22 protein-coding genes and 1 pseudogene are annotated in these 23,266 nt (G+C 66.8%); 9 read left to right on the top strand and 14 right to left on the bottom strand.

What is annotated here, in order from left to right; translation table 11 throughout:
• Window positions 1-21: 21 nt before the first annotated feature.
• The 5 genes from NJ1_RS06050 to NJ1_RS06030 all read right to left on the bottom strand — a co-directional run bounded on the left by NJ1_RS06050 (window position 22) and on the right by NJ1_RS06030 (window position 5,279).
• Window positions 22-297 (bottom strand): DUF2277 domain-containing protein, encoded by a 276-nt coding sequence (locus NJ1_RS06050; RefSeq protein ID WP_067688453.1) that lies wholly within the window; start codon window positions 295-297, stop codon window positions 22-24.
• 30 nt (window positions 298-327) lie between these two features.
• Window positions 328-855 carry a methylated-DNA--[protein]-cysteine S-methyltransferase gene (locus NJ1_RS06045; protein ID WP_067688450.1) on the bottom strand — a complete coding sequence of 176 codons (528 nt, stop codon included), beginning with the start codon at window positions 853-855 and terminating at the stop codon, window positions 328-330.
• Window positions 852-2,459, bottom strand: a complete 1,608-nt coding sequence (locus NJ1_RS06040; protein WP_067688447.1) for a DNA-3-methyladenine glycosylase 2 family protein — start codon at window positions 2,457-2,459, stop codon at window positions 852-854. The genes NJ1_RS06045 and NJ1_RS06040 overlap by 4 nt, the downstream gene beginning before the upstream one ends.
• 168 nt (window positions 2,460-2,627) lie before the next feature.
• Entirely contained in the window at window positions 2,628-2,867 is a 240-nt protein-coding gene (locus tag NJ1_RS06035; RefSeq protein ID WP_084477785.1) for a YbdD/YjiX family protein, read from the bottom strand.
• 33 nt (window positions 2,868-2,900) lie between these two features.
• On the bottom strand, window positions 2,901-5,279 hold the full coding sequence (locus tag NJ1_RS06030; protein WP_067688444.1) for a carbon starvation CstA family protein: 2,379 nt from the start codon (window positions 5,277-5,279) through the stop codon (window positions 2,901-2,903).
• Between the two features lie 433 nt (window positions 5,280-5,712).
• Here NJ1_RS06030 and NJ1_RS06025 point away from each other — a divergent pair, with 433 nt between their 5' ends.
• The 3 genes from NJ1_RS06025 (at window position 5,713) to NJ1_RS06015 (ending at window position 8,956) form a co-directional block, all read left to right on the top strand.
• On the top strand, window positions 5,713-6,999 hold the full coding sequence (locus NJ1_RS06025; RefSeq protein ID WP_067688441.1) for an ABC transporter substrate-binding protein: 1,287 nt from the start codon (window positions 5,713-5,715) through the stop codon (window positions 6,997-6,999).
• Between the two features lie 59 nt (window positions 7,000-7,058).
• A complete protein-coding gene (locus NJ1_RS06020) occupies window positions 7,059-7,979 on the top strand; it encodes a carbohydrate ABC transporter permease (RefSeq protein WP_067688592.1) in 921 nt (306 codons plus the stop codon).
• A 200-nt stretch (window positions 7,980-8,179) separates the two neighbouring features.
• Complete coding sequence (locus tag NJ1_RS06015) at window positions 8,180-8,956, top strand: carbohydrate ABC transporter permease (protein ID WP_067688589.1); 777 nt, start codon at window positions 8,180-8,182, stop codon at window positions 8,954-8,956.
• 13 nt (window positions 8,957-8,969) lie between these two features.
• Here NJ1_RS06015 and NJ1_RS06010 read toward each other — a convergent pair whose 3' ends face one another.
• Window positions 8,970-9,923: a helix-turn-helix transcriptional regulator gene (locus NJ1_RS06010; protein WP_067688438.1), complete on the bottom strand. Its 954-nt coding sequence runs from the start codon at window positions 9,921-9,923 to the stop codon at window positions 8,970-8,972.
• Window positions 9,924-10,036: 113 nt separating this feature from the next.
• Here NJ1_RS06010 and NJ1_RS06005 point away from each other — a divergent pair, with 113 nt between their 5' ends.
• Both NJ1_RS06005 and ychF read left to right on the top strand, forming a co-directional pair.
• Entirely contained in the window at window positions 10,037-10,666 is a 630-nt protein-coding gene (locus NJ1_RS06005; protein ID WP_067688435.1) for a TIGR03086 family metal-binding protein, read from the top strand.
• A gap of 75 nt (window positions 10,667-10,741) precedes the next feature.
• Entirely contained in the window at window positions 10,742-11,821 is a 1,080-nt protein-coding gene (ychF, locus tag NJ1_RS06000) for a redox-regulated ATPase YchF (RefSeq protein WP_067688432.1), read from the top strand.
• 215 nt (window positions 11,822-12,036) lie between these two features.
• Here the strand turns inward: ychF and NJ1_RS05995 are convergent, their stop codons facing one another.
• The 4 genes from NJ1_RS05995 to NJ1_RS05980 all read right to left on the bottom strand — a co-directional run bounded on the left by NJ1_RS05995 (window position 12,037) and on the right by NJ1_RS05980 (window position 16,004).
• Window positions 12,037-12,744, bottom strand: a complete 708-nt coding sequence (locus NJ1_RS05995; protein ID WP_067688430.1) for a type 1 glutamine amidotransferase domain-containing protein — start codon at window positions 12,742-12,744, stop codon at window positions 12,037-12,039.
• 60 nt (window positions 12,745-12,804) lie between these two features.
• On the bottom strand, window positions 12,805-14,397 hold the full coding sequence (locus NJ1_RS05990) for a succinic semialdehyde dehydrogenase (protein WP_067688427.1): 1,593 nt from the start codon (window positions 14,395-14,397) through the stop codon (window positions 12,805-12,807).
• Between the two features lie 7 nt (window positions 14,398-14,404).
• Window positions 14,405-15,334, bottom strand: a complete 930-nt coding sequence (locus tag NJ1_RS05985) for an acetoacetate decarboxylase family protein (RefSeq protein ID WP_067688424.1) — start codon at window positions 15,332-15,334, stop codon at window positions 14,405-14,407.
• Window positions 15,335-15,428: 94 nt separating this feature from the next.
• Window positions 15,429-16,004 carry a TetR/AcrR family transcriptional regulator gene (locus NJ1_RS05980; protein ID WP_067688422.1) on the bottom strand — a complete coding sequence of 192 codons (576 nt, stop codon included), beginning with the start codon at window positions 16,002-16,004 and terminating at the stop codon, window positions 15,429-15,431.
• 321 nt (window positions 16,005-16,325) lie between these two features.
• Between NJ1_RS05980 and NJ1_RS05975 the strand changes: the two genes are divergently transcribed.
• Window positions 16,326-17,246, top strand: coding sequence for an NAD-dependent epimerase/dehydratase family protein (locus NJ1_RS05975; RefSeq protein WP_067688419.1), 921 nt, complete (start codon window positions 16,326-16,328; stop codon window positions 17,244-17,246).
• Window positions 17,247-17,322: 76 nt separating this feature from the next.
• Here the strand turns inward: NJ1_RS05975 and NJ1_RS05970 are convergent, their stop codons facing one another.
• Both NJ1_RS05970 and NJ1_RS05965 read right to left on the bottom strand, forming a co-directional pair.
• Window positions 17,323-18,297, bottom strand: coding sequence for an alpha/beta hydrolase (locus NJ1_RS05970; RefSeq protein ID WP_067688416.1), 975 nt, complete (start codon window positions 18,295-18,297; stop codon window positions 17,323-17,325).
• A gap of 183 nt (window positions 18,298-18,480) precedes the next feature.
• Window positions 18,481-18,681: a hypothetical protein gene (locus tag NJ1_RS05965; protein ID WP_067688413.1), complete on the bottom strand. Its 201-nt coding sequence runs from the start codon at window positions 18,679-18,681 to the stop codon at window positions 18,481-18,483.
• A gap of 1,368 nt (window positions 18,682-20,049) precedes the next feature.
• On the opposite strand from NJ1_RS05965, the gene NJ1_RS38765 reads away from it, so the two are divergent.
• Both NJ1_RS38765 and NJ1_RS41110 read left to right on the top strand, forming a co-directional pair.
• Complete coding sequence (locus tag NJ1_RS38765; protein WP_157573773.1) at window positions 20,050-20,217, top strand: hypothetical protein; 168 nt, start codon at window positions 20,050-20,052, stop codon at window positions 20,215-20,217.
• 375 nt (window positions 20,218-20,592) lie between these two features.
• Window positions 20,593-20,682: pseudogene (locus NJ1_RS41110) on the top strand (antitermination regulator); the annotation flags it as partial.
• A 94-nt stretch (window positions 20,683-20,776) separates the two neighbouring features.
• On the opposite strand, the gene NJ1_RS05955 reads toward NJ1_RS41110, so the two are convergent.
• Both NJ1_RS05955 and NJ1_RS05950 read right to left on the bottom strand, forming a co-directional pair.
• On the bottom strand, window positions 20,777-21,037 hold the full coding sequence (locus tag NJ1_RS05955; RefSeq protein ID WP_067688407.1) for a hypothetical protein: 261 nt from the start codon (window positions 21,035-21,037) through the stop codon (window positions 20,777-20,779).
• A gap of 921 nt (window positions 21,038-21,958) precedes the next feature.
• Window positions 21,959-22,687: an alpha/beta hydrolase gene (locus NJ1_RS05950; protein WP_067688586.1), complete on the bottom strand. Its 729-nt coding sequence runs from the start codon at window positions 22,685-22,687 to the stop codon at window positions 21,959-21,961.
• A 153-nt stretch (window positions 22,688-22,840) separates the two neighbouring features.
• On the opposite strand from NJ1_RS05950, the gene NJ1_RS05945 reads away from it, so the two are divergent.
• Complete coding sequence (locus NJ1_RS05945) at window positions 22,841-23,227, top strand: winged helix-turn-helix transcriptional regulator (RefSeq protein ID WP_067688583.1); 387 nt, start codon at window positions 22,841-22,843, stop codon at window positions 23,225-23,227.
• Window positions 23,228-23,266 lie beyond the last annotated feature (39 nt).

Below are 23,266 nucleotides of genomic sequence, written 5' to 3'. Positions count from 1 at the left end.
ACCGGCCCGTCGTGACAGCGATCAGTTCACGCGGGAGTAGCGGATCTGGGCGCGGGCCCGGGCCTTGGCGGCTTCCACTTCGCGGTCCTTGGGCGGCGCGTTCGTGACGAGGTTCGCCAGTAGCCGGGAGGTGGCGGCGGCGACCTCGGCGACGGCTTCGTCGAAAACGGCCTGGTTGGCCTGCGAGGGCTTGGCGGACCCGCTGATCTTGCGCACGTACTGCAGGGCCGCCGCCTGGACCTCGTCCTCGGTGGCCGGGGGCGCGAAATTATGGAGTGTGTGGATGTTGCGGCACATGGTTCGAGGCTACGCCCGACGGGTGACCGATCAGGCCGATCGGTTTGCTTCGTGATCGAGCAGCCAGCGCTTCACCGGCAGGCCCCAGCGGAAGCCGCCCAGCGTGCCGTCGGTGCGGATGATGCGATGGCAGGGCACGAAGAGGGCGGCGGCATTGCGCGCACACGCGTTGGCGGCCGCACGGGTGGCGGCGGGGCGGCCCGAGATCGCCGCGAACTCGGTGTACGTGATGGGATCACCGGCGGTGACCTTGCGCAGGGTCTCCCAGGCATAGAGCAGGAACGGCCCGGACGCCTGACGCACCGCGATCTCGTCGATCGCTGCCACATCACCCTCGTGATACGCCCGGATGGCGGTGGAGACCGCACCGAGCGCGTCGCGCTCGCGCAGCCCGGCCGGGCGCAGGGTGGGATGGATCAGCTGACGCAGGTTCTCCGCATCGGTGGTCCAGCCGGAAGCCAGCACCGCGCCCTCGGCGTCCACGAGCGCCGTGAACGGACCGGCGTCCGTGTCCTGCGTGGCGAAATCGGCGATGGCGGAAGTGGTTTCGGTCTTCACGGAGCGGTTCTCGCTTTCCGGTCGGGGGCAGCCGTGGGATTCGCCAGGGCGTGCTTCCACAGGTGCATGGTCAGGTAGGAGCGCCAGGGCGCCCAGCGCGCGGTGTCGGTGAGGTCGATGCCGAGCAGGGTCGCGCCGCGGCGGACCACCAGATCGGTGTGCAGCAGTACATCCGGATCGGACAGCAGCCGCATGGTCACGTAGTCGGCTGTCCAGGGGCCGACGCCGTCCATGGCCAGCAGGTCACGGCGCAATTCGGTGGCGGTGCGACCGGAGTGCAGCACCACCTCACCGTCGGCGAGGGACCGAGCGGCCCGGACGATGGACTCGATGCGGCGGGCCGGGCCGGTGAGAACCTCGGCCCCGTGTTCGGCGATCGCGGCAGAGGTGGGGAACAGGTGCGGGATCGGGCCGGGGATGGATTCGCCGAGCATCTGGACCAGGCGGGAGGTGTGTGTGTTCGCGGCGGCGATGGAGATCTGCTGCCCGATCATGGTGCGGATCAACAACTCCGGGCCGTCCAGGCAGCCGGGCACGCGGATTCCGGGCGACAGCACGAGCCCGCCGGGGCCGGGTCCGAGGGCCGCGCCGTCCCGCAGCGGACCGTCGCGCAGCACCGCCGAGCCGGCCTGATCCGGGCGCGGCCGGAAGCCGTCGGTCGACACCGCCGGGCGCAGCGAGGCGCCCATCATCCCGGTGGCCAGCGCCTCGTCGATGCCGACCGGATCGGCGTCCAGGTCCAGGAAGTGCCGCAGCCGCGCCACGGTGGGCGCGAGATCGCGCATGTCCTGCAGCGCGAGCGTGGCGCGCACGTGTCCCGGCTGCACGGACATGCGAACGGTGGTGTGCCCGTGCGGAGTTCGCAGACTGCGGGTGTAGACGCCGTCCTCCCACAGTTCCAGCCCCGGCGCGGTGTGCGCGGACAGGAACCACTCCAGCCACGCCTTGTCGAGCGGTTCCCGGTACGGAAGTCGCAGTGTGAGCAGACCATTGGTGGTGGGCAGGGTGTCGCCGTTGCGTCGGCGGGACTCTTCGCGCAGCGTGGTCGGGCTGACCGCGAACACCTCGCGCACGGTGTCGTTGAACTGCCGGATGCTGGCGAAGCCCGCCGCGAACGCGATATCGGACATGGGCAGCCGGGTGGTCTGGATCAGCAGCCGGGCCGTATGCGCCCGGTGTGCCCGCGCCAGGGCCAGGGGGCCCGCCCCGAGTTCGCTGGTCAGCACGCGGGTCAGCTGCCGCTGCGAATACCCCAGCGCGTCGGCCAGGGCCGGCACTCCACCGCGCTCGATGACGCCGTCCGCGATCAACCGCATGGCCCGCGAGGCCAGGTCGGCCCGGGTGTTCCACAGCGGTGACCCGGGAGCGGCATCGGGTAGGCAGCGCCGGCAGGCGCGATAACCCGACTGCTGCGCCGCGGCGGCGGTGGGCAGGAAGTTGACGTTGGTCCGCTTCGGGGTGATGGCCGGACACGAAGGGCGGCAATAGATTCCGGTAGTGCGCACCGCGGTCACGAATTGCCCGTCGAACCGGGCATCCCGAGTAGCCACGGCGCGATAGCACCGCTCGAAATCCAGATCGTTCGCACTCACACACACCACCATCGCAGGCCCGCTCCGCATCTGCTAGCGGAATTCGGCCATTACCCCCGAGCGGGAATCGGCCACGCGGGCCCGCGCGCGCATCCGTGCAGGACAACGCCGATCACGCGGTACTCCCACTCGGCGTCGGATTCGGCGTCCCGCGAATCGACGCGGTTCCGGAGGTCGCCGCTAGCAGCAGCGGTTGGCGGGGTTGCGCGCCGCGGCGTCGTGCCGGTCCCGCCAGTAGTCGCGTTCGGTGGGGATGTCGCACCCCGGGTGGTGCAGGGTCAGATGATCCACGTACCGGGCGTAGTCGTTGCCGCCGAGGATCGAGTCGAACCACCAGATCACCGCGCGGATCACCCGCAGGACGGCGCGTCCCGCCGACCGCAGTGCACCTGCGGTCGGCGGGACGGTCGGATCGGTCATCGCTGTCATCGTCGCATCGGTGTCATCGCCGCATCAATGCGCGTGCGCCGCCGCGCCCGAGGCGCGGGCCTTGCCCGCGGCGACGGCTTCGTCCCACTCCTTCTGTACGGCCTTCTCCTGCGAGGTGGCCAGGAACGACGTCGGGCCGAAGATCTTGGACGGCTCCTCCGGCGATTCGGTGGTCTCCCCACCGCCGGTGCGCAGGGCGCGCAGGCACACCACGACGCCCACGATCGCGACGATCAGCACCAGCACCGCGAACACGATCGAGAGCGTGCCCTGGATGTAGGTGTTGCGAATCGTCTTGCCCAGGTTGGTGATCGCCAGATTCAGCGCGTCCACATCCTTGACGCCCTTGGGGAGCTGGCTCGAATCGCGGGCCAGCTCGTAGGCGTCGCGTTTGGAGATCGCGTCGCTGTGCGCCTTCCAGTAACCGATCTTCGGATCCTGCGAGAAGATCTTCTGCCAGGACGCGGTCATGGTGACGATGAGATCCCAGGCCAGCGGCAGCGCGGGAATCCACGCCCACTTGACCAGGCCCTTCTTCATCACGATGGCCAGCACCACGGTCAGGGCGACGGCGGCGAGCAGCTGGTTCGAGATGCCGAACAGCGGATACAGCGTGTAGATGCCGCCGAGTGGATCGGTGACGCCCATCAGCAGAACCGAACCCCATGCCGCCACAACGATTCCCGAGCAGATGAACACGCCCGGCCACCACGAGGGATCCTTGAACTTGCGCGCGGGTCCACCCAGATTGCCGAGCGAATCCGAGAGCATGAACCGGGCGACGCGGGTGCCGGCGTCGATCGTGGTCAGGATGAACAGCGCCTCGAACATGATCGCGAAGTGGTACCAGAACGCTTTGAGCGAGGAACCGCCCAGGAAGCCCTGCAGCACATGCGACATGCCGACCGCGAGCGTCGGAGCGCCACCGGTCTTGGACAGCAGCGTGCCTTCGCCGACCGAGTCGGCCTGATCGATCAGCTCCTGGCCGGTGATCGGTGTGCCACCCAGGTTCATGGCGTTGACCTTGGCGGCCGCGGCATCGGCGGTGGCCTTGGCGATCTCGGCGGAGGTCGCGCCCGGCGGCAGCGTGGCGGGCGCGGTGGCCAAGCCGCCGGTGTTCATCGCGAAGTACAGATGCTGGTCGATGATGCTCGCGGTGATGATGGCCATGACCGCCACGAACGATTCCATCAGCATGCCGCCGTAGCCGATCATGCGCGCCTGCGACTGCTTCTCCAGCAGTTTCGGTGTGGTGCCGGAGGAGACCAGGGCGTGGAAACCCGAGAGCGCGCCGCACGCGATCGTGATGAACAGGAACGGGAACAGGCTGCCCGCGAAGGCGGGTCCGTCGCTGTTGTGCGCGAACTGCGAGACCGCGGGGGCTTTGAGCACCGGCATGGTGATCAGCACACCGATGGCCAGCAGGGTGATGGTGCCGATCTTCATGAAGGTCGACAGATAGTCGCGTGGCGCCAGCAGGATCCACACCGGCAATACCGAGGCGACGAAGCCGTAGCCGATCAGCAGCCAGGCGATGGTGGTGCCGGACAGCATGAACATCTCACGGCCCCAACCGGATCCGGCGACCCAGTTGCCCGACGCGATCGCCAGCAGCAGTAGCGCGAATCCGATGAGCGAGACCTCGCCGACCTTGCCCGGGCGGATGAAGCGCAGGTAGAGACCCATGAACAGGGCGATCGGAATGGTCATGGCGATCGAGAACACGCCCCACGGGCTGCCGCCCTCGAGCACGCCGGTCTTCGGATTCTCGTGTCCGGCAAGCGCGTTCACCACCACGATGCCGAGCACCGCGAGCAGGATCATCATGATCACCAGCACCGCGACGATCGCCGCGATACCGCCGATCACGCCCAGCTCGTCGCGCGCCATCTGACCGAGGCTGCGGCCCTTGCGTTTCACCGACGCCCACAGCACCAGGTAGTCCTGCACCGCACCGGCGAACACCACGCCGACGATGATCCAGATGGTGCCCGGCAGATAGCCCATCTGCGCGGCGAGCACCGGACCGACCAGCGGTCCCGCGCCCGCGATGGCGGCGAAGTGGTGGCCGAACAGGACCCGCCGGTCCATCGGCATGTAGTCCTTGCCGTTCTCCAGCTCTTCGGCGGGAGTCGCGACGTCATCGCGCGGCGTGGTGATCCGGTATTCGATCAGCCGTGCGTAGAACTGGTATGCCAGCACGTAGGTGCAGACCGCGGCGATCACGATCCAGACGGCATTGACATTCTCACCGCGCACGAACGCGAGGATTGTCCAGGCTATGGCGCCGAACACGGCTATAGCGAGGAAGATGCCCTTCTTGGCGGGCGTCATGGGCGTCCGATCAACGACGCCGACCGGGGGTAGGTCGGGGTCGGTTCGGAGGTATTCGATGGTCGCCATGCGACAACCCTCCCGTGCAGCGGTATCGACGATCTCAGGACAACTTTTCAAGACAACGTAACGGAACCCGCAGTGCGTCGAAGCGGCTTTCGCCGCCCGTCTACCGGGTTTCGTACCAACGGGTAGGGGTGGCCCGGCGGACAGTGCGCCGTCGAGCATGGGTGGTGCGTTCCGGCAGCAACCCGGCGAGTCCGCGTGTTGACCGCGTGTCGCGGGTTGCGCTCCGTATGCTGCCATGCTGGCCCGAGATCTACGTCACGGTGGGGACTTACGTACATTTAGTTCACTGATATATCTTCTCTGCCTCCCGGGCCGGATTCCCCGCTCTACCTGCCGCGACCGTCCGCGACCAGAGGAGACCGCGATGCCGATCCCGCCCCGTCCGGCGGCGTCGCCCGGATCCGGGAGTGAGCGCACCGGAATCGATCGGCGTATGCTGCTGCGCTCCGCGGCGGCGGCCGCGCTGCTGGCGGCGGGCGGGTGCGCGGGCGGCGACGAGGACGAGGTCACCTTCTTCTTCCAGGCCCGGCCGGAGGAAGCCCGGGCCCGGCTGCTCATCATCGACGAATTCCACAGGCGGCGACCGGATATCAGGATTCGCACCATCATGTCGGGGCCGGATCCGTTGCAGCAGATGCTGACCTATTGCGCGGGCGGGAAATGTCCCGATGTGCTGATGGCCTGGGAACTGTTGTACGCCGGACTGGCCGATCGGGGAGTGCTGGCGGACCTGGGGGAGTTCCTGGACCGGGATCCTGCGTACGCGGATCGGCTGCGCGCGGACGGATACGCGCCGCTGCGCGATACGTTCACCTGGAACGGCGGACAGTACGCGCTGCCGGAACAGTGGTCCGGGGTATTCCTGTACTACAACCGGAAACTGCTGGCCGAAGCCGGAATTCGACCGCCCGTGCGGTGGTCGGACGCATGGGGCTTCAGCGAGTTCCTCACCGCGGCACAGGCTCTGACCCATCGAGACGCGGACGGACACACCTCGCAGTGGGGCTTCGTGGACGCCTGGGTGCCGTACTTCTCCGCGGCCTGCTTCGGCATGAACAACGGCGCGGAATGGTTCAGCCCACCGGTGCGGCCGGTGCGCACCAATATCGGTGATCCGCGCTTCACCGAGGGCCTGCAGTTCTACGCCGACCTGGCGGTGCGGCACCGGGTCGCCCCGAGTGTCGGTGACCGGCAGTCGGTCTCGGCCCAGGACCTGTTCCGCGGCGGGAAAGCCGCGATGCTGCTGGGCGGGCACTGGCTCTATTCCGAATTCACCGGGCGCGAGGACCTGGACTTCGATGTCACCGTGCTGCCGGTCGGCCCGCACGGCGGTCCCGGTGCGATCACGGACGTGGGCAGCACCGGCCTGGCCATCGCCGCCGCCAGCCCACGGCGCGAACAAGCATGGGAGTTCGTGAAATTCGCGACCGGCCCGGAAGGACAGGCGTTGATCGCCGCCTCCGGCCTCTTCGTCCCGGTCCTGAGATCAGCCATGGCGTCGCCGGGATTCACCGCCGCGCACAGTGCCGTCCGGAACCTCGAGGTGTTCACCGAGGGCCCGGCGCATTCGCGTCAGCTGGCGGTCACACCACGGTGGGGCAAGGTCGAATCCCTGCTGGAGCGCGGTTGCAACCGGGTGCTTCGCGGTGCGGCACAGGCGGATTCGCTGGCCGGGCAGACAGCGAAGGATATCGACGAAGTACTCGGTGCGGCCGTATGACCACGGACGCCAACGAGGCCGAGGCGGTGACATCGCGCAGGGTGGCTCACGAGGTCGGCATGGACGCGGGAGCGCAGCGGCCTCGAACGGGTCGGTCGGCGCTGGGGCGGCGGCGGGCGCGGGACGGAATGCTGTTCGTGGCGCCGAATCTGGCCGCGGTGGTGGTGTTTCTGCTGTTTCCGCTGGGGTTCTCGCTGTATCTGAGTTTTCACTCGTGGGACTTGTTCAGCCCGCCGGTATTCGTGGGAGTGCAGAACTACCGGCGGTTGGTGGCCCACGATCCACTGTTCTATATCGCGCTGCGGAACACGGCGGTGTTCACGGTGCTCACGCTGGTGCCGACGGTGGTGATCAGCCTGGTGGTGGCGGGGCTGCTGAATCGGAAACTGGCCGGGACAGGGGTGTTCCGCACACTGGCGTTCCTGCCGCTGGTCGCGTCCACCGTGGCGATGGCGGTGGTGTTCCGTTTCGTGTTCGCCAGTGACGACGGGCCGGCGAATCTGGTGCTCGGCTGGGTGGGGCTCGGCCCGGTGCCGTGGCTGACCGATCCGGAGTGGGCGCTGGTGTCCCTGAGTGTGGTGACCGTGTGGAAGGGCGTGCCGTTCGCGACGATCATCCTGCTGGCCGCCATGCAGGGCGTGCCCGAAAACCTCTACGAGGCAGCGCGAATCGACGGTGCGGGGCCGCTGCGCCGGTTCCGGTCGATCACGGTGCCGCTGATCCGGGGCGCGCTGTCGTTCGTCTTCGTCATCACGATCATCAACTCGGTGCAGGCGTTCGACCAGGCCTATGCGCTGACCGGCGGAAACGGGGGACCGGAGACGGGGACGTACGTGCTCGGAATCATGCTGTTCCAGAACGCATTCCGATTCTACGAGGTCGGCTACGCCGCCGCGCTGGCCTGGGTGATCTTCGCCATCCTGCTGGTGATGACGATTGTGCAGCAGCGGCTCTCGCGACGAGCGGAGGCGGATCTGTGAGCGCTCGGGACGAGCTCACGACCACGTCGGACGCCGCCGCCCCGGTCGATCCCGCCGTCCCCGCTGATCCCGCCGCTCGGGCGGAACTCGCCACACCGAATGGCAATGCGGCACCGGACAATGCCCGCGAGGTCGCGCGAGCCCGGCGGGGACTCTCGCATCGATTCTGGCTCGCCGCGGCGGTTTACCTCTCCCTCGTCGTGGTGGCCTGGTGCGCGCTGGCTCCGATTCTGTGGGCCGTCTCGGCCTCGCTGAAGTCCGACGGCGAGATCACCGATCCGACGCCGCTGCCCGCGCATCCGCGGTGGTCGAACTACAGCGAGGTCTTCGAACTGATCCCGCTCGGGCGGATGCTGCTCAATACCGTTCTCTATGCCACCTGCGTCACCGCCGGCCAGGTGTTCTTCTGCTCGCTGGCCGGATATGCCTTCGCCCGCTTGCGTTTTCCGGGCCGGGAGACCTTGTTCCTCGGCTACCTGGCCACCCTCATGGTGCCGCTCACCGTCACCGTCATCCCGCAGTTCCTGCTCATGCGCGCCTTCGGCTGGATGGACACCCCGTGGGCCATGATCGTGCCGGGTCTGTTCGGCAGCGCCTTCGGCACCTATCTCATGCGCCAGTTCTTCGCCACGCTCCCGGCCGAGCTGGAGGAGGCGGCCATCCTCGACGGCTGCACCACCTGGCAGCTGTACTGGCGGGTCCTGCTTCCGCACGCGCGGCCCGCGGTCATGGTGCTGGCCGTGCTCACCTGGATCACCGTCTGGAACGACTTCCTCTGGCCGCTGATCATGATTCAGCGCGATGAATACGCCACCGCCACACTCGGTCTGGTGCGACTGCAAGGGCAATACAACACGGACTGGCCGCTGCTGATGGCCGCGTCGGTGATCATCCTGATCCCGTTGCTGGTGCTCTACGCGTTCGCGCAGCGCGCCTTCGTGCGAGGCATCGCCATGTCGGGCCTCGGCGGGCGGTGAGCGCACTTCCGACTCATCGCGGCGGGGTGGCGGCGGCGTACCTGCGGGCCAGCAGCCGCAGGTGTTCGACCAGTTCCGGGGGGTCGTCCACGCGGAAGTCCATCATCAGCATGCTCAGATAGATGGCGATGGTCTCCAAGCGGTCCGCGCCGGTGATCAGGACGCAGGTGTCGGCGTCCACCGGTTCCACGACGCCGACCGTCGGGTTGATGCGGGAGATCACCACATCGGCGGGGGCGAGGATGGTCACCCGGGCGTGGACCTCCCAACCGGCGGAGGCTATTTCACGCAGGACGAAGGCGACCAGATCGCCATCGGGCAGGGTGCGCGCGGCGAAGTAGCGTCCGGCCGGCCGGACCTCGCTCATCGTGGCGACTGGAAGTGCCTGCCAGGCATGGGTTTTCAGGCTGTAGGCGACCAGGTACCAACGGCGTTGCCAGCTGATCAGTCGGTAGGGCTCCACCTCGCACCCGTGCAGGTGCAGCGTGGTCGTCGCGCGGATGGCGGAGGCGATAACGGCCAGCGTCTCGGCGGGCACCGGGGCCTCGGGCTCGACCGAGCCGGTATTCGCCGGGCCGACCTCGGTCGCTGACCGCAAGGCGGTGACCTTGCGCTGCAACCGTTTCGGGAGGATGCGCTCCAGCTTCGACTGCGCTCGCTCCAGACTCCCGTCGATATCGGCGATCCCGGTGCTGCCGTTGGTGGCCAGACCCATGGCGACGGCCACCGCCACGGCCTCCTCGTCATCCAGGAGCAGGGGCGGCATGGCCGCGCCCTGGCCGAGTCGATAGCCGCCGACGGCCCCGCGCCCGGCATGCACCGGATAGCCGATCTCGCGCAGCCGAGCGATGTCCTGGCGCAGGGTGCGGTCGGTGATCTGGAGCCGTTCGGCCAGCTCACGGCCGGTATGCGTGCGATCCTGCAGCAGCGACAGCAGGCGAAGTAGCCTGGTTGTGGTGGAGGTCACATTTCTGCCTTTCGATCACCGCATCCATTAGGAAGAAATCTAGCCTAATGGGCTCATATTCTTATTTCAACAAGCAGGAACGAGCGAACGAAATCCACTGAGAGGCAAGAACAATGAGCAACGACCAGTCTTCCGCCACCCCCGCCACCGTCCTCGCCCCGGTCTGGCGCGAGGTGCTCGCCGACTCCTACCGCGCGCTCGCCGATGCCGTCGACGGAGTCGCCGACGATCAGTGGCAGCTGGCCACCCCCTGCTCGGAATGGACTGTGACGCAGGTGGTTCAGCACGCCGCCGGGGATCAGCTCGCCTACGCCAAGGCACTCGGCCTCGGCGACGGCCCGGCCTACGACCCCTTCTCCCCGTCCGGCGCCATCGACGGCACCCCGGCGAAACTGATCGCCACCGCGATCGACGAGACCGCCACCGCCTGGTCCACCGTCACCGACGAGACCGAGTCCGTCCCGACCCCGCTCCCGCACGGTGAACTGCCGACCCCGGTCGCCGCGGTCATGTGCGCCCTGGACGCGGCCGTGCACGCCTGGGACATCAGCACCGCCACCGGACAGCCGTCGGCGCTGACCGAGACCCTCGCGGGCCACCTGCTCACCGCCGCGACCGGTCTGGTCGAGCCGCTGCGCCAGTGGGGCGCGTACGCCGAGGTCGTCGAATCGCCCGAACTCGGCAGCAGCACCCCCGTCGCCGACGAACTGCTGCGCTACCTCGGCCGCGACCCGCGTGCCTGACGGATCGCGGGTCGGACGAGATCCGGCCCGCCCGGCGCGGTTCGGGCGGAAGTGCGCAGGTAGACTCTTGTCCTCGTGAGTCTCACCCTCGGAATCGTCGGCCTGCCCAACGTCGGAAAGTCGACGCTTTTCAATGCGCTGACCCGCAATGACGTGCTGGCGGCGAACTACCCGTTCGCCACCATCGAGCCGAACACCGGCGTCGTCCCGCTGCCCGACCCGCGCCTGGCCACGCTCGCCGAGATCTTCGGCTCCGAGCGCCAGCTGCCCGCCGTGGTGACCTTCGTGGACATCGCGGGCATCGTGAAGGGCGCCTCCGAGGGCGAGGGCCTGGGCAACAAGTTCCTCGCCAACATCCGTGAAGCCGACGCCATCTGCCAGGTCGTGCGCGTCTTCGCCGACGACGATGTGGTGCACGTGGACGGCAAGGTCGATCCCCTCGCCGATATCGAGGTCATCGAGACCGAGCTCATCCTCGCGGATATGCAGACCTTGGAGAAGGCGGTCGTCCGCCTCGAGAAGGAAGCGCGCATCAAGAAGGACCGCAAGCCGGTCGCCGATGCCGCCAAGCAGGCACAGGAGATCCTGGACTCGGGCCGCACCCTGTTCTCCGCGCAGAAGGAACTCGATGTCGAACTCCTGAAGGAGCTTTCGCTCCTGACCATCAAGCCCTTCCTCTACGTCTTCAACGCCGACGAAGCGGTCCTGACCGACGAGGCGAAGAAGGCCGAGCTCAAAGCCGCCGTCGCCCCCGCCGACGCGGTCTTCCTCGACGCCAAGATCGAGTCCGAGCTCATCGAACTCGACGACGAGTCCGCCCTGGAACTCCTCGAGTCCATCGGCCAGACCGAACCCGGCCTGCACGCCCTCGCCCGCGCCGGCTTCCACACCCTCGGCCTGCAGACCTACCTCACCGCCGGTCCCAAGGAATCCCGCGCCTGGACCATCCACCAGGGCGACACCGCCCCCAAGGCCGCCGGCGTCATCCACACCGACTTCGAACGAGGCTTCATCAAGGCCGAAATCGTCGCCTACACCGACCTCGTCGCCGCCGGCTCCATGGCTGCCGCCAAGTCCGCCGGCAAGGTCCGCATCGAAGGTAAGGACTACGTCATGGCCGATGGCGACGTAGTCGAATTCCGCTTCAACGTATGACCTCTGGCGGTAAGCAGAGCTCCTGACCTTGTTTGCCCTGGTCAGGTTAGCTCGACCAGGCATTTCCGTGAACTGAGTGAGCCCCATCCGGTCATCCGGCTGGGGCTCGGTCGGTGTGCTGGGAAGGGTGTCTGGCCGATTCGTTCAGCGCGGTATGCGGCATTACAGGATATGCGCCAGCGGAACAGCAAGTTGTATTCACCTGGCTTTGCTCGTTAGCTGACGTGCCGGGTGTTGCCTGCGAGCGCCTCGACGACCTTTTGTGCTGTGGCCTTGGCCGAGCCCGGGTTCTGGCCGGTGACGAGGTTGCCGTCGACCGCGGTGTAGGACACGAACGGGAGTAGCGCTTTCTCGTAGAGCGCGCCGCGTTGCTTGGCGCGTTCCTCGGCGTTGTAGGGGACCAGTTTGTCGACGCGGGCGAGCACTTCCTCTTGCCAGGCGAAGCCGGTCATGTGCTTGCCTGTGATGAGGTAGGAGCCGTCGGAGAGTCGCGTGTTGAGTAGTCCGCAGTATCCGTGGCAGACCGAGGACACGATGTCGCCGCGCTCGTAGATCTCGCGGGTGATGCGTTGCAGGCCTTCGGAATCGGGGAAGTCGTACATCACGGCGTGGCCGCCGGTGAAGTAGATGGCGTCGAAGTCGGCGGAGTCGATTTCCTCGGGGCTTTTTGTGGTCGCGAGGAGATCCATTTTCGCGGGGTCGGCGCGCCAGGCCTTGGCTGTTTTGTCGTAGTTCGGGAATTTGAGGGCTCGCGGCTCGAGCGGTGCGGGGCCGCCCGCTGGGCTGACCAGGGTCTGCTCGAAGCCCGCCTCGTCGAATACGTGCCAGGCGTGGGTGAGCTCGGACAGCCACAGCCCGGTCGGATGGGACGGGTCGTCGTAGTGTCCGACGTTGGTGACGACGTGCAGCACACGCTTGGTCATTGGCTGATCCTCCTTCATGCGGGGGCGAATGGCGAGGTGGTAGATCGTCGTGTCTCGTGGTCAGCGGACGCCGAGTGCACGCAGTGTCTCGAGCGCGCGGGTCAGGATCCGTGCCCACTGTTGGTACTCGATCGACCGGGGCGGAGTGAAGCCTTGGAGTCGCTGGTGGGCGACGGTCTGGGCTTCGGTGTATTTGAGCAGTCCGTCCGCGCCGTGACGGCGCCCGAGGCCCGAGTCGCCCATGCCGCCCATGGGGGCGTCGATGCTGCCCCACGCGGCGGCGAACGCCTCGTTGACGTTGACCGTGCCGGCGTGCAGCCGTTGCGCGATCTTGCGGGCTTGGGCGCCGTTGCGGCCCCAGACGCTCGCGTTGAGGCCGTACGGTGTGGCGTTGGCCATCGCCACCGCCTCATCGACCGACCGGTACCGGTAGATCGAGACCACCGGCCCGAACGTCTCGTGGTCGAACAGTGTCATCTCCGGCGTCACATCGGCGAGGATGGTCGGCTCGTGGAACAGGGGTCCGAGGTCGGGCCGGGCGCGGCCGCCCGCCAGTACCGTCGCGCCTTTCGATACCGCGTCCTGGACGTGGGAGCTGACCGTGTCGAGCTGGGTGGGGGTGGTGAGCGAGCCCATGTCCATCGAGTAGTCGTAGGCAGCGCCCAGTCGCATGGCCTGGGTGCGCTCGATGAACGCGGCCACGAAGGCGTCGTGGATCTCGTCGGCGACGTAGAGCCGCTCGATGGACACGCACAACTGCCCGGCCGAGGGGAAGCAGGCGGCGACCGCACCCGCGGCGGCCTTGTCGACGTCGGCGTCGGCCAGCACCACCATGGCGTTCTTGCCCCCGAGCTCGAGCGACGCGCCGACGAGGCGCTGGCCCGCGTCGCGCGCGATCTGGCGTCCGCTGGCGGTGGAGCCGGTGAACATCACGTAGTCCGCGCCGCCGATGAGCGCGCCGCCGATGGAGCTGCCCCGGCCGACCACCATCTGCCACACGTCAGCCGGTAACCCGGCCTCGCGCATCAACTGCAGGGCCCACAGCGCGGTCAGCGCGGTCTGGGTGTCGGGCTTCTGCACGACGGCGTTGCCGGCCATCAGGGCCGGGATGGCGTCGCCGGCGGCCATGCTGAGCGGGTAGTTCCACGGCGAAATGACGGTGACCACGCCTTTGGGGTGGCGTAGCTCGGTGGTGTGGGTCAGCACCGGGATCGCGCCCTTGCGGCGTTGGGGTGAGAGCAGCCGGCGTGCGCTGCGCGCGTAGTAGCGGGCGGTGATCGCGATGTCGCTGATCTCGAGGAAGGCGTCGCGGCGGGTCTTGCCGCTCTCGGCCTGCATCAGGTCCAGGGCTTGTTCTTGCCGCGCGAGGACCAGGTCGTGAAAGCGCAGCATGATCCGCGTGCGGTCGGCCACCGGGACGGCCGCCCAGGCGAGCTGCGCGGCGCGTGCCCGGGCGAAGGCCTGCTCGACGTCGCCGGGTGTGGAGACGGGCAGCTCAGCGAGTGGGGTGCCGGTGTAGGGCGAGGTCGTGCTGACCCGCTGCGCGTCGGCGGCGGCGGCGGTCAGGGCGGCCAGGTGCTCGATCCGGGCCGGTGTCAGCGAAGCCGGCAGGACGGTGCCGGTGTGCCCGATATTCGTCTTCGTGGTGGTCATCTCGTCCTCAGCTCCGATCCTGGACGGAGGTGGGCACCGGCATGTGCAGTGCCAGCTGGCCCTCGGTTGTGACGTCGAGCTGGATCGTGCGGATCGGTTTCAGCGCGCGCAAGCTCTCGCTCATCCGGCCCTCGCCGAGCCGCAGGTCCAGGTCGCGGGGCAATCGGGTGGTGCCCGCGGCGAGCATGTTGATCTGGCTGGTCGTGGAATGCCAGGCACTCTCGATCGTGGTGTAGGAGGTCAGAGTCGAGACTCGCGTACCGGTGGGGCGGGCGGTCTGCTTCGGAGTGGGCGCCGAGAGGGCGAGGTCAAGCCCGCCCTGGTCGTTGGAGACCCGGGCGGAGGTGCGCTCGCTGTCGATGTCGACCTCGAGCGGGGTGACCCACTTGGGGAAGCCGTAGCCGTCGTGGCCGCGCACCTGCGCGATCTCGGTGTTGACCGGCAGCGCGAGCACATACGAGTGCAGCGAGTCGTTCTTGGGCCCGGTGACCAGGTCGAACAGGCCCAGTCCGCCGCTGTGCCGGACCGGTTTGACGGCGATGCCGACGGCGGCCTCGGTGTAGAAGTCGATGTCGCACACGTCGTACCGGAAGGCCATCACCGAGACGACCCCGAGCCCCGGAGCGATCTCGAGTGGATCGAGCTCCTCGGGGAGGCGGGACCGGATCGCCTTGGTCGGCGCGAGCATCGTGAGCCGGGCGGTGGCGATGCTGTAGTAGAAGTTCGGTGTCAGCGTGGGTCCGATGCGGGAATCCACGCGGGTCTTGGGCATCCGGCGGAAGAACTCGACGCTGCTGACCCTCGGGTCTCGCGCGACTTCGTCGAGGTCGGTGTTCATCCTGAAGCGGTCGTAGAGGCCGCCTTCCGGAACAGTGACCAGACGCCCTCCGAGATCGACTTCTACGGTCCGTTCGGTCAGTTTGCCGGTCGATGCCATCGGCCATCTCCTCTGATGTAAGCGGTGTCAACACCGAGGATTGCACGACATGTGAGCACTGTCAACACTGGTGGTGTGGCGTGCGCGGCAAGCCTCAGGGGCCGACCGACGCGATCGCGAGGAAGGCGCCGCGCACCCGCTCGGCGACCTCCCCGCTCGACTCCGCGTGCAGCTTGCCATCGAGATACAGGTACGCCAGCCCGTGAGCGAGCCCCCAGCCCGCAGACGCCAGCGCCGAGGCGTCCGCCTCGGGAAAGACCTGATCGAGAGCGGCGGCCAGCAACTCGTGCAGGGCGTCGGCCGCCTTGACCCGCTCGTCGTCGGCATCGTCGCAGGGCTTGCCGAACATCACCCGAAAGAGAGCCGGACGCCGCAGCGCGAAGGCGACGTAGGCGACCGCGAACTCGGCCAGATCCTGGACCGAGGCGGGCGGATTGCGCCCTTGCCCCAGACTCGCCAGCAGGTCACGGAAACCCTCGACGGCCAGCGCGGACTCCAGCGCGTCGCGGTCCTTGAAATGGCGATACGGCGCCGTCTGCGACACACCGGCACTGCGCGCGATCGCGCGCAGCGAGAAAGGTTCGCCGGCCTCGAGCATCTCCATCGCCGCCGAGAGCAGCGCTGCCCGCAGGTCGCCGTGATGGTAGCCACTCTTCTCCGATGTTGACATTGCTTACTTTGCCCTTCTACGCTGTGTTAGCACTGTAAACATAGCGCACCGCCGGACGAACCGGACCGGCCCTCGTCATCCCCCGGGCGACGATGTGCTGCCGCCGCCGGTGCGGTCGACCTCATCCGCTGCACCGTCGGGTCGACCTCGGTGACTCGCTGGCGGTAGACCCGCGACCAGGCGCCACAGGCTCGACCAACGACCACCGCAGCGGGGTCCGCCCCCGGGCCATGGTGTTCGACCACATCGTCATTCGGTTCTCTGACGCTGCTCGCAACCCGAGCTGACGTCGCCACCACCCCATCACCCTGAGGAGACCCCATGCAGACCGTGCTCGGCGCTGGCGGACCGATCGCCGACGAGCTCGTCAACGAGCTCCACCGCACATACACCAAGGACATTCGCCTGGTCAGCCGCAAACCGGCGCGGGTCAACGACACCGACGAACTCGTGGCCGCAGACCTCACCGATGCCGAGGCCACCCGCCGTGCTGTCGCGGGCAGCGAGATCGCCTACCTCACCGTCGGGCTGCCCCTGGACTCGCAGCTGTGGGAGCGTCAGTTCCCCGTCATCATGCGCAACGTCATCGATGCCTGCGCCGAACACGGGACCAAGCTCGTCTTCTTCGACAACACCTACATGTATCCCGGAACGTCGAAGCCCCAAATCGAGTCGACAGCATTCGCACCGGGCGGTCGCAAGGGACGCGTCCGCGGCGAGATCGCCACCATGCTGCTCGAGGCCATGCAGGCCGGCCGCGTTCAAGGCCTCGTCGGCCGCGCCCCCGAGTTCTACGGGCCCGGCTCGACCAAGAGCTACACCAATTCACTGGTGTTCGACCGGATCAAGGCTGGAAAGCGGCCGCTCGTACCGGTCAACGCCCACACGAAGCGATCCTTGATCTGGACTCCCGACGCGAGCCGGGCGCTGGCCCTGCTCGGCAACACCCCCGATGCCTACAACCAGACATGGCACCTGCCGGTCGACCCGAACCGTCAGTCCTACGCCCAGCTCATCGAGATCGCCGGCGAGGTCACCGGCCGCACGATCGGCTACACGGTGCTGCCGATGTTCGCCTTCCGCCTCGGACGACGCTTCGTCACCACGCTCGGCGAGATGTACGAGCTGCTCGGCCGCTACCGCGACGACAACATCTTCGACAGCGCGAAGTTCGCGACCCGCTTCCCCGACTTCCAGGTCACCACCTATCGAGAAGGGGTCGAACAGATCCTCACCGACTGACCGGAGGGCTATCGCCGCCGCGGGTCTACCACAGGTGGGCAGGCGCCAGACTCTGTCGCCCACCCACCTGTCGACGTCATTGCTGGTGGAGCGCCTTTCGCAATGCGTCGATGGACAGCTTGCGTGCGACATTGGTGGCCGGAGTGTCTCGCAGGCTGTCCAGCAGCAGGAAATCGTGGACGGTTCCGCTGATTCGGACGCCCGTCACCTCTACCCCGGCCTCACGAAGCTTGTTCGCATAGAGCTCGCCTCCATCGCGCAAGACATCAGCCTCCGCGGTTATGACCAGGGCAGGAGGCAGTCCGTCAAGGTCCTTGAGGGTGGCCCGCAGGGGCGAGGCGTACTTCTCCTCACGTTTGTTCTCGTCGGTAGTGTAGGCATCCCAGAACCACTTCATCCCGTCGCGGGTGAGGTAGTAGTGCTCGGCGAACTGGTGATAGGACTGGGTATCGAAATCCGGTCCTGTCACGGGGTAGAGCAGGATCTGCGCCTTGAGCGCAAGGCCGCCACGGTCTTTGTTCATCTGCGCGAAAACCGCGGACATGCATCCTCCGACGGATTCACCGGCGACGGCGACGCGGGAGGTGTCGAGGCCGTGATCGGCGCCGTTCGCCTGCAGCCACTGACCGACGGCGTAGTTCTGCTCGACCTGTGTCGGATACTTCTTCTCGGGCGCCCAGTCGTAGACGGGGAAGACACCGGCGGCACCGGCCCCGACGGTGAGCTCGCGGAAGAGACGGTCGTGGGTTTTGTCGTCGCCGAAGACCCAACCGGCGCCATGGATATAGAACACGACCGGTAGCAGGCCCGAAGCACCCTTGGGCTTGATGATGCGGGTGCGGACTACGCCCCACTCACCGGCGTCCACCTCGACCCACTCTTCCTCGACGTCCGGCCGTTCGACGCCCTCACCTCGCTGCAAATCGCTGAGGATGCTGCGACCCTGCTCAGGGGGCAACTCGTAGATACGCGGGTGTGGGTCGGTGTCCTCGGTAAGCTTCTTGGCTTCGGGCTCCAGATAGGGCGTCGTGGGAGCTGGAAGATCTGTCATCAGAAATCCTTTCCACGGATGCGGATCGCTTGCTCCACCGACGCTACAGACGGTTCGAGACCCGGCCGAGTACCACGAACGGACTGCATGTGGTGCCGACACATCTCCCACTCAGACCACGAACACGCTCATCGGCATGAGCGTGCGTTCGCCAGGGCGATTCCCATTGAGCCGAAGAACAAGTCAACGAAGGAACAGCACGAACGCGGTGGAGAGGACGAGCATCACGCCCAGCCCTGCTGAGAACCCTTTCCAGCCGTGCCGAAAGGCGGTGGTCCAGCCTTCACCCTCGTGCCGGAACAAGGCCGTCTTGATGGATGCGGCGATCGCGAGCGCGAGCAAGGCGAGCAGACCGACGATCAGGGCAATGGTGAGAATGGACATATCGCCTACTTAACTGCGGGTTTCAGGAGTTCATTCAGAGCGTACGCGGCGTATTTCGCTGCTCGTTCCGGCTCATTTCGCACAGGATCAATCCTCACAGTCCGCCATGGGCCGGCACCAGAGCATCTAACCCCGGACCCCGGTACCCCGTCCCTTGCCGCACCCTCCCTGCGGGGTGCGCGCCTCTGGACACCGCAACGCCCTGGAACCTGAGGACCGGGGCGTCACGATGTGCTGAGGCTGTTCAGTTACTTGATCGCCCTCCGACGTACCCCTCAGGGTTGTCCCACTCGGGCAGATGACTTCCCGCTTCATTCAGCCGCACCCGGCCGCGGACTCCCGATAGCCCAGTATCTTGCCCCCATCCACCCGTTGCTGGCATTCCTGCTGGTCATGAAAGACACACGCGATGCCGTGGTCGGTTTCCCACATCGCGAAGCATGCGCGCGGACGGATCCGGATCTGAACGCGGCCTACATCGGACCGCGGTGTCCGGACCGGATAACCCGAATCATGGCCGCCAGCAGCGTATTCGCGTGTCCGGCAACCCATTCCGCTTCGTTGGCCAGCCCGTGGAGGACTTCACTGGGACCAGTCGGCCCGACGCCCTACAGGGATCGAGCCGGTCAGGGAAACACGACACATGCTGGGCGAAGAACATTTTTCTGTCCTGGCGCTGGGGTGTCGGCAAGCAGAATCCAAGGGAACGTTAATGATTCAACGTCACGCTGATCTTGTCAGAACGGTTACAAGGGGGAGCACGATGAAAGCAGCAATCGCCAGCGCCATGATCGCTGGACTCACACTCATGGGAGCCGGCGCGGCGGGTGTGGCCACGGCGGAGACCAAGTTCCCCGTGAACTCCGGGTTTTCCTGGGCTGGGAGTGTGCCAGCTGGGTGATGGATCAGTCCGCCGACGGCAAACAGTACGAGTGCCAGGATTTCGGAGAGAACGGTGGATGGACCGCGCTGTGGGTCGTGAACTGATCCCGATCCGAACATCTCCAAGAAGAAACAGAATGAAGGCAGCAATCGCGGTAGACATGATCGCCGGACTCACACTGATAGGTGGGGCCGCTTAGGCGTCGCAGGCCTCGGCGGAGACCAAGTTTCCCATCCACTCCGGTCTGGATTCGCTGTTCCAGTGCGCCAACTGGGTCCGACTCAACATGCCGGACGACGGCGAGCGGTACGAGTGTGAGGACTTCGGCGCGAACGGCGGGTGGACGGTGCTCTGGGTGATGGATTGACCCAGTTCCGCGGGGCGCGGCTGCAGTGCAGGACCTCCCTCCACCGATCGGCGTCGATGTCGGCGAGCTCCGCCGGGGCTCGTTGTGAAAAGGAAGAAGTAGAAGGGAAGGGGTCCGGATGACCTCGGAACACTCACCGAGTCAGGGATCCGATCCGCGGGCGCGCTGGCGGCACCTGCCGGCCGAACCACGTGAGTGGATCGAACAGAAGCCGGTCGAGCCCACTGCCGCGAGCTACACACCCGAGCTGGACGCTTCGACCGAGGCTGCCCGCTACGGCAACTGACCTACCCAAGGACCGGGTGCCCGCGAAGATGGGCGCTCGGTCCTTTCTCTGTCGCGGCCGGACCCGCTGGTCTGAAGTTACGGCCGCGATCCGTTCGGAAAACGATCCTCTGCCGAACACGAACAGAGCCAACAGCTCTCGAAATCTATCGTTTTTCGAAGTCGTTTTCAGTGCTGACGTGCGGATTCTGCTGCGGCTGAACGGGACTGCGGATCGTCGGCGTGTCCCGAACTCCTGCGCAGTACCGTTCTTTCAGCTCCTACTCGTCTTCAGTACGGGGGTTGCGGGATGGCCAGGGATTCGTCGTTGCCCGAGCGTGGTGTTCTGACCGCGGATGAGGAGCGCTGGCAGGTGGCGGTGCGCCGGACGCGGGTGACCTACAGCCCTGGCTCGGCGGAGCCGAGCACCGAATTGCTGCTCTCGCACAAACACCCCGACGATCGTGCTCAGGTGGCTGCGGCGATCACCTGATTCGACCACCTGCTATTTACCCTGCACGAGCACCCAACCGGTGACCGGTGAGCACGCTCGCACAACTCATCACCGATCGATGGCGCACTCACTGAGGGAGCGCGGACTCCTTGTGCGGATACCGTTTCGTGAAGGGCTGTCCGAGGTCGGTGACAGCGTGGCCGCGTCGGTGCGAGCCGGATCCGGGGCGATGGGCTCGCCGTGTTGCGGAGTAGGTGGGCATCAGGCGCACGGTCACCCATAGTCCGGCCGCCAACATGCCCGCGCCTGCGGTCGCGGGGGCAGGTGAGTGCGACATCCAGACCGAGCCGAGCGCGAATACCGTCACCGCCATCATGGCGATTGCCATGAGGCGAAGGCCCCGCTCGTCGACTACGACTCTCTTCGGGTTTTTGTGTGTGAAGGTCGGCACGGGCTACGGATAACCACCGGGGCGGTGTTCAATCGCACCGGTCCGTTTCATCCCCGAGATCGCAAGTGTCCGTAATCGCGGCTCATGTACCGGGCAGTTGTCAGGCAGTGTGTGCGGGGTGGAACCGTGCCCAGTCCTGCTCGGAGAACATCCGGTGACTCCGGGACGCGGCCGGGTGTGTTCGCAGAACTTGCCGTTGGGCGGTCAACAGGTGCAGGTCGGCGATGCCGCGCTCGCTCCGCGAGAATCATCGAGGCGCGAGTGAGTACCACCGATCCGGACAGATTGTCCGAAGCGTCCGAAAGGTGTTGAACCGTACGAAGAATCGGGCATTCGCGACGACTTCGAGTGCGACTGTTTGGGACTGGCGCGCCGGGCTACATCCACCGTGACACCGCGTCCGGCGACCGCGTTCCAAGCCCTCCCCGGGCACGGTGTCCCGCCGCCCAATCCCCCCGAGCGGCACCCGGTCCCATCGCACGGGACCAGCATGGGTCGTGTCGGTCGGCGGAGCGTCCACTTCCGCCGGTCGACACGCCAGAAATGATGCTTCGGAACCCCTCGGCCCGACTCGAACGGGTAGCCACCCCCTCCGAACCGCCGAGCGCTCATCCGGTAGCCGACGCGCCTCGAGCGTGCTCTACGCGGGTGCCGGATTCCGAATCATTATGGCGAGCAACGACTTTCCTGGACCGTTCGACAAACTCGACCCGATCGAGCCGGCAGTGACCGGCTGTCGAATGCGTCTACCGATGGGCGCCCGCAGCCTGCGAGGTCGCGCGGGAGTCGGGCGCATCCGCGCGAAATGTCAACGGAAGAAACACGATACGATGCCCGGGTGCTGGAGGTCGATGTGTTCTAACGGGCTGCTTCCAGGAGCAGTTCGCTGAGTTCGACGGGCATGGTGATCATGCAGTCGTGCCCGGTCGGCAATTCTCGGACTCGTGCGGGAGAGCCGTTGGGTTGGATCGCCGCGACCGGCCGGCGGGCGATGCCCTGCGGTTTCGCGCCGACGCAGTGAATGTGCGTGCGCGCCACGGCGTCTGCCGCCGGGTTGTCGAGGTGGACCGGTTGCTGCAGGCAGCCCACCGGATGATCCGACAGCATCGTGCGCAGCCATGTGATGTCGGCCGGGTCGGTGACTCCGAACAGGCCCAACGGTGCCGGGAGTTCGGGCAGCGGGGGGATGCGCCAGGCGATGCCGGTGTCGGCGGCGGCGTCGATCAGCTGCTGGGTGATGGGTTGGACATCGACGGCGGTCTCGCCGTCGCGCGGGACCATCGCGTCGAGATAGACCAGGTGCGCGATCCGTTGCGGAATCGCATTGGCCACCGAGGAGATGACCAGGCCCGCATAGCTGTGTCCCACCAGGACGACGTCGGTGAGATCCTCGTCCTTGATCAGCTCGACGATGTCGGCGACGTGGGTGTCCAGGCCCACGCCAGGTGCGAGCAGACGTACCTTGTCGCCGTAGCCGCTCAGCGAGGGCGCGTACACCCGATGTCCGGCTGCCTCCAGGAGCGGGACCACTCGATCCCAGCTTCGGCCACTGTGCCATGCGCCATGTACCAGCAGAAATACAGACATGTTCACCTCTTGTCGCTCTGTGCCGAGGCGCTCCAGCTCGGCTGGTTACTTTTCATGCCTCGGTACACTTCAGGAACCACGACCAGTGTGGTGCGCTCGATCCGAATCGGGCAATACGGCACATTCGTGTGCCTCGGTTCCCAGGAGGTAACCATGAACGTCGAGCCCGGCGAGTTGCCGCCGAGCGCGGCCGACGCGTGCCGGACACGGGAGGTTCTCGACATCGTGGGCGACAAGTGGTCGCTGCTGGTCGTACGCCACCTCAGTCAGGGATCTCGTCGCTTCACCGAGCTCAAACGCGATGTCGACGGCATCAGTCAACGCATGCTCACGGTCACCCTGCGCGCCCTGGAACGCGACGGCATCCTGACTCGCACCGTGCGCAACGTCATGCCGCCTCACGTGAGCTACGCACTCACCCCCATGGGCATGAGTCTGCGCGTCGCGACGTTGCCGCTGCTGGAGTGGAGCATCGCGCACGTGCCCGACATCGATGCCGCCCGTGCACAATTCGATACCCGCACCCAATCCGACACCTAGCCTCACGGCAGACACTTGGTTGAAGATCCGTCGCAACCC

Origin of the sequence: Nocardia jejuensis NBRC 103114, assembly GCF_001613145.1 — a bacterium.
Lineage (GTDB): Bacteria > Actinomycetota > Actinomycetes > Mycobacteriales > Mycobacteriaceae > Nocardia > Nocardia jejuensis.
Note: the sequence above shows the minus strand (reverse complement) of the source record. Positions and strands in the feature narration are given on the sequence as shown.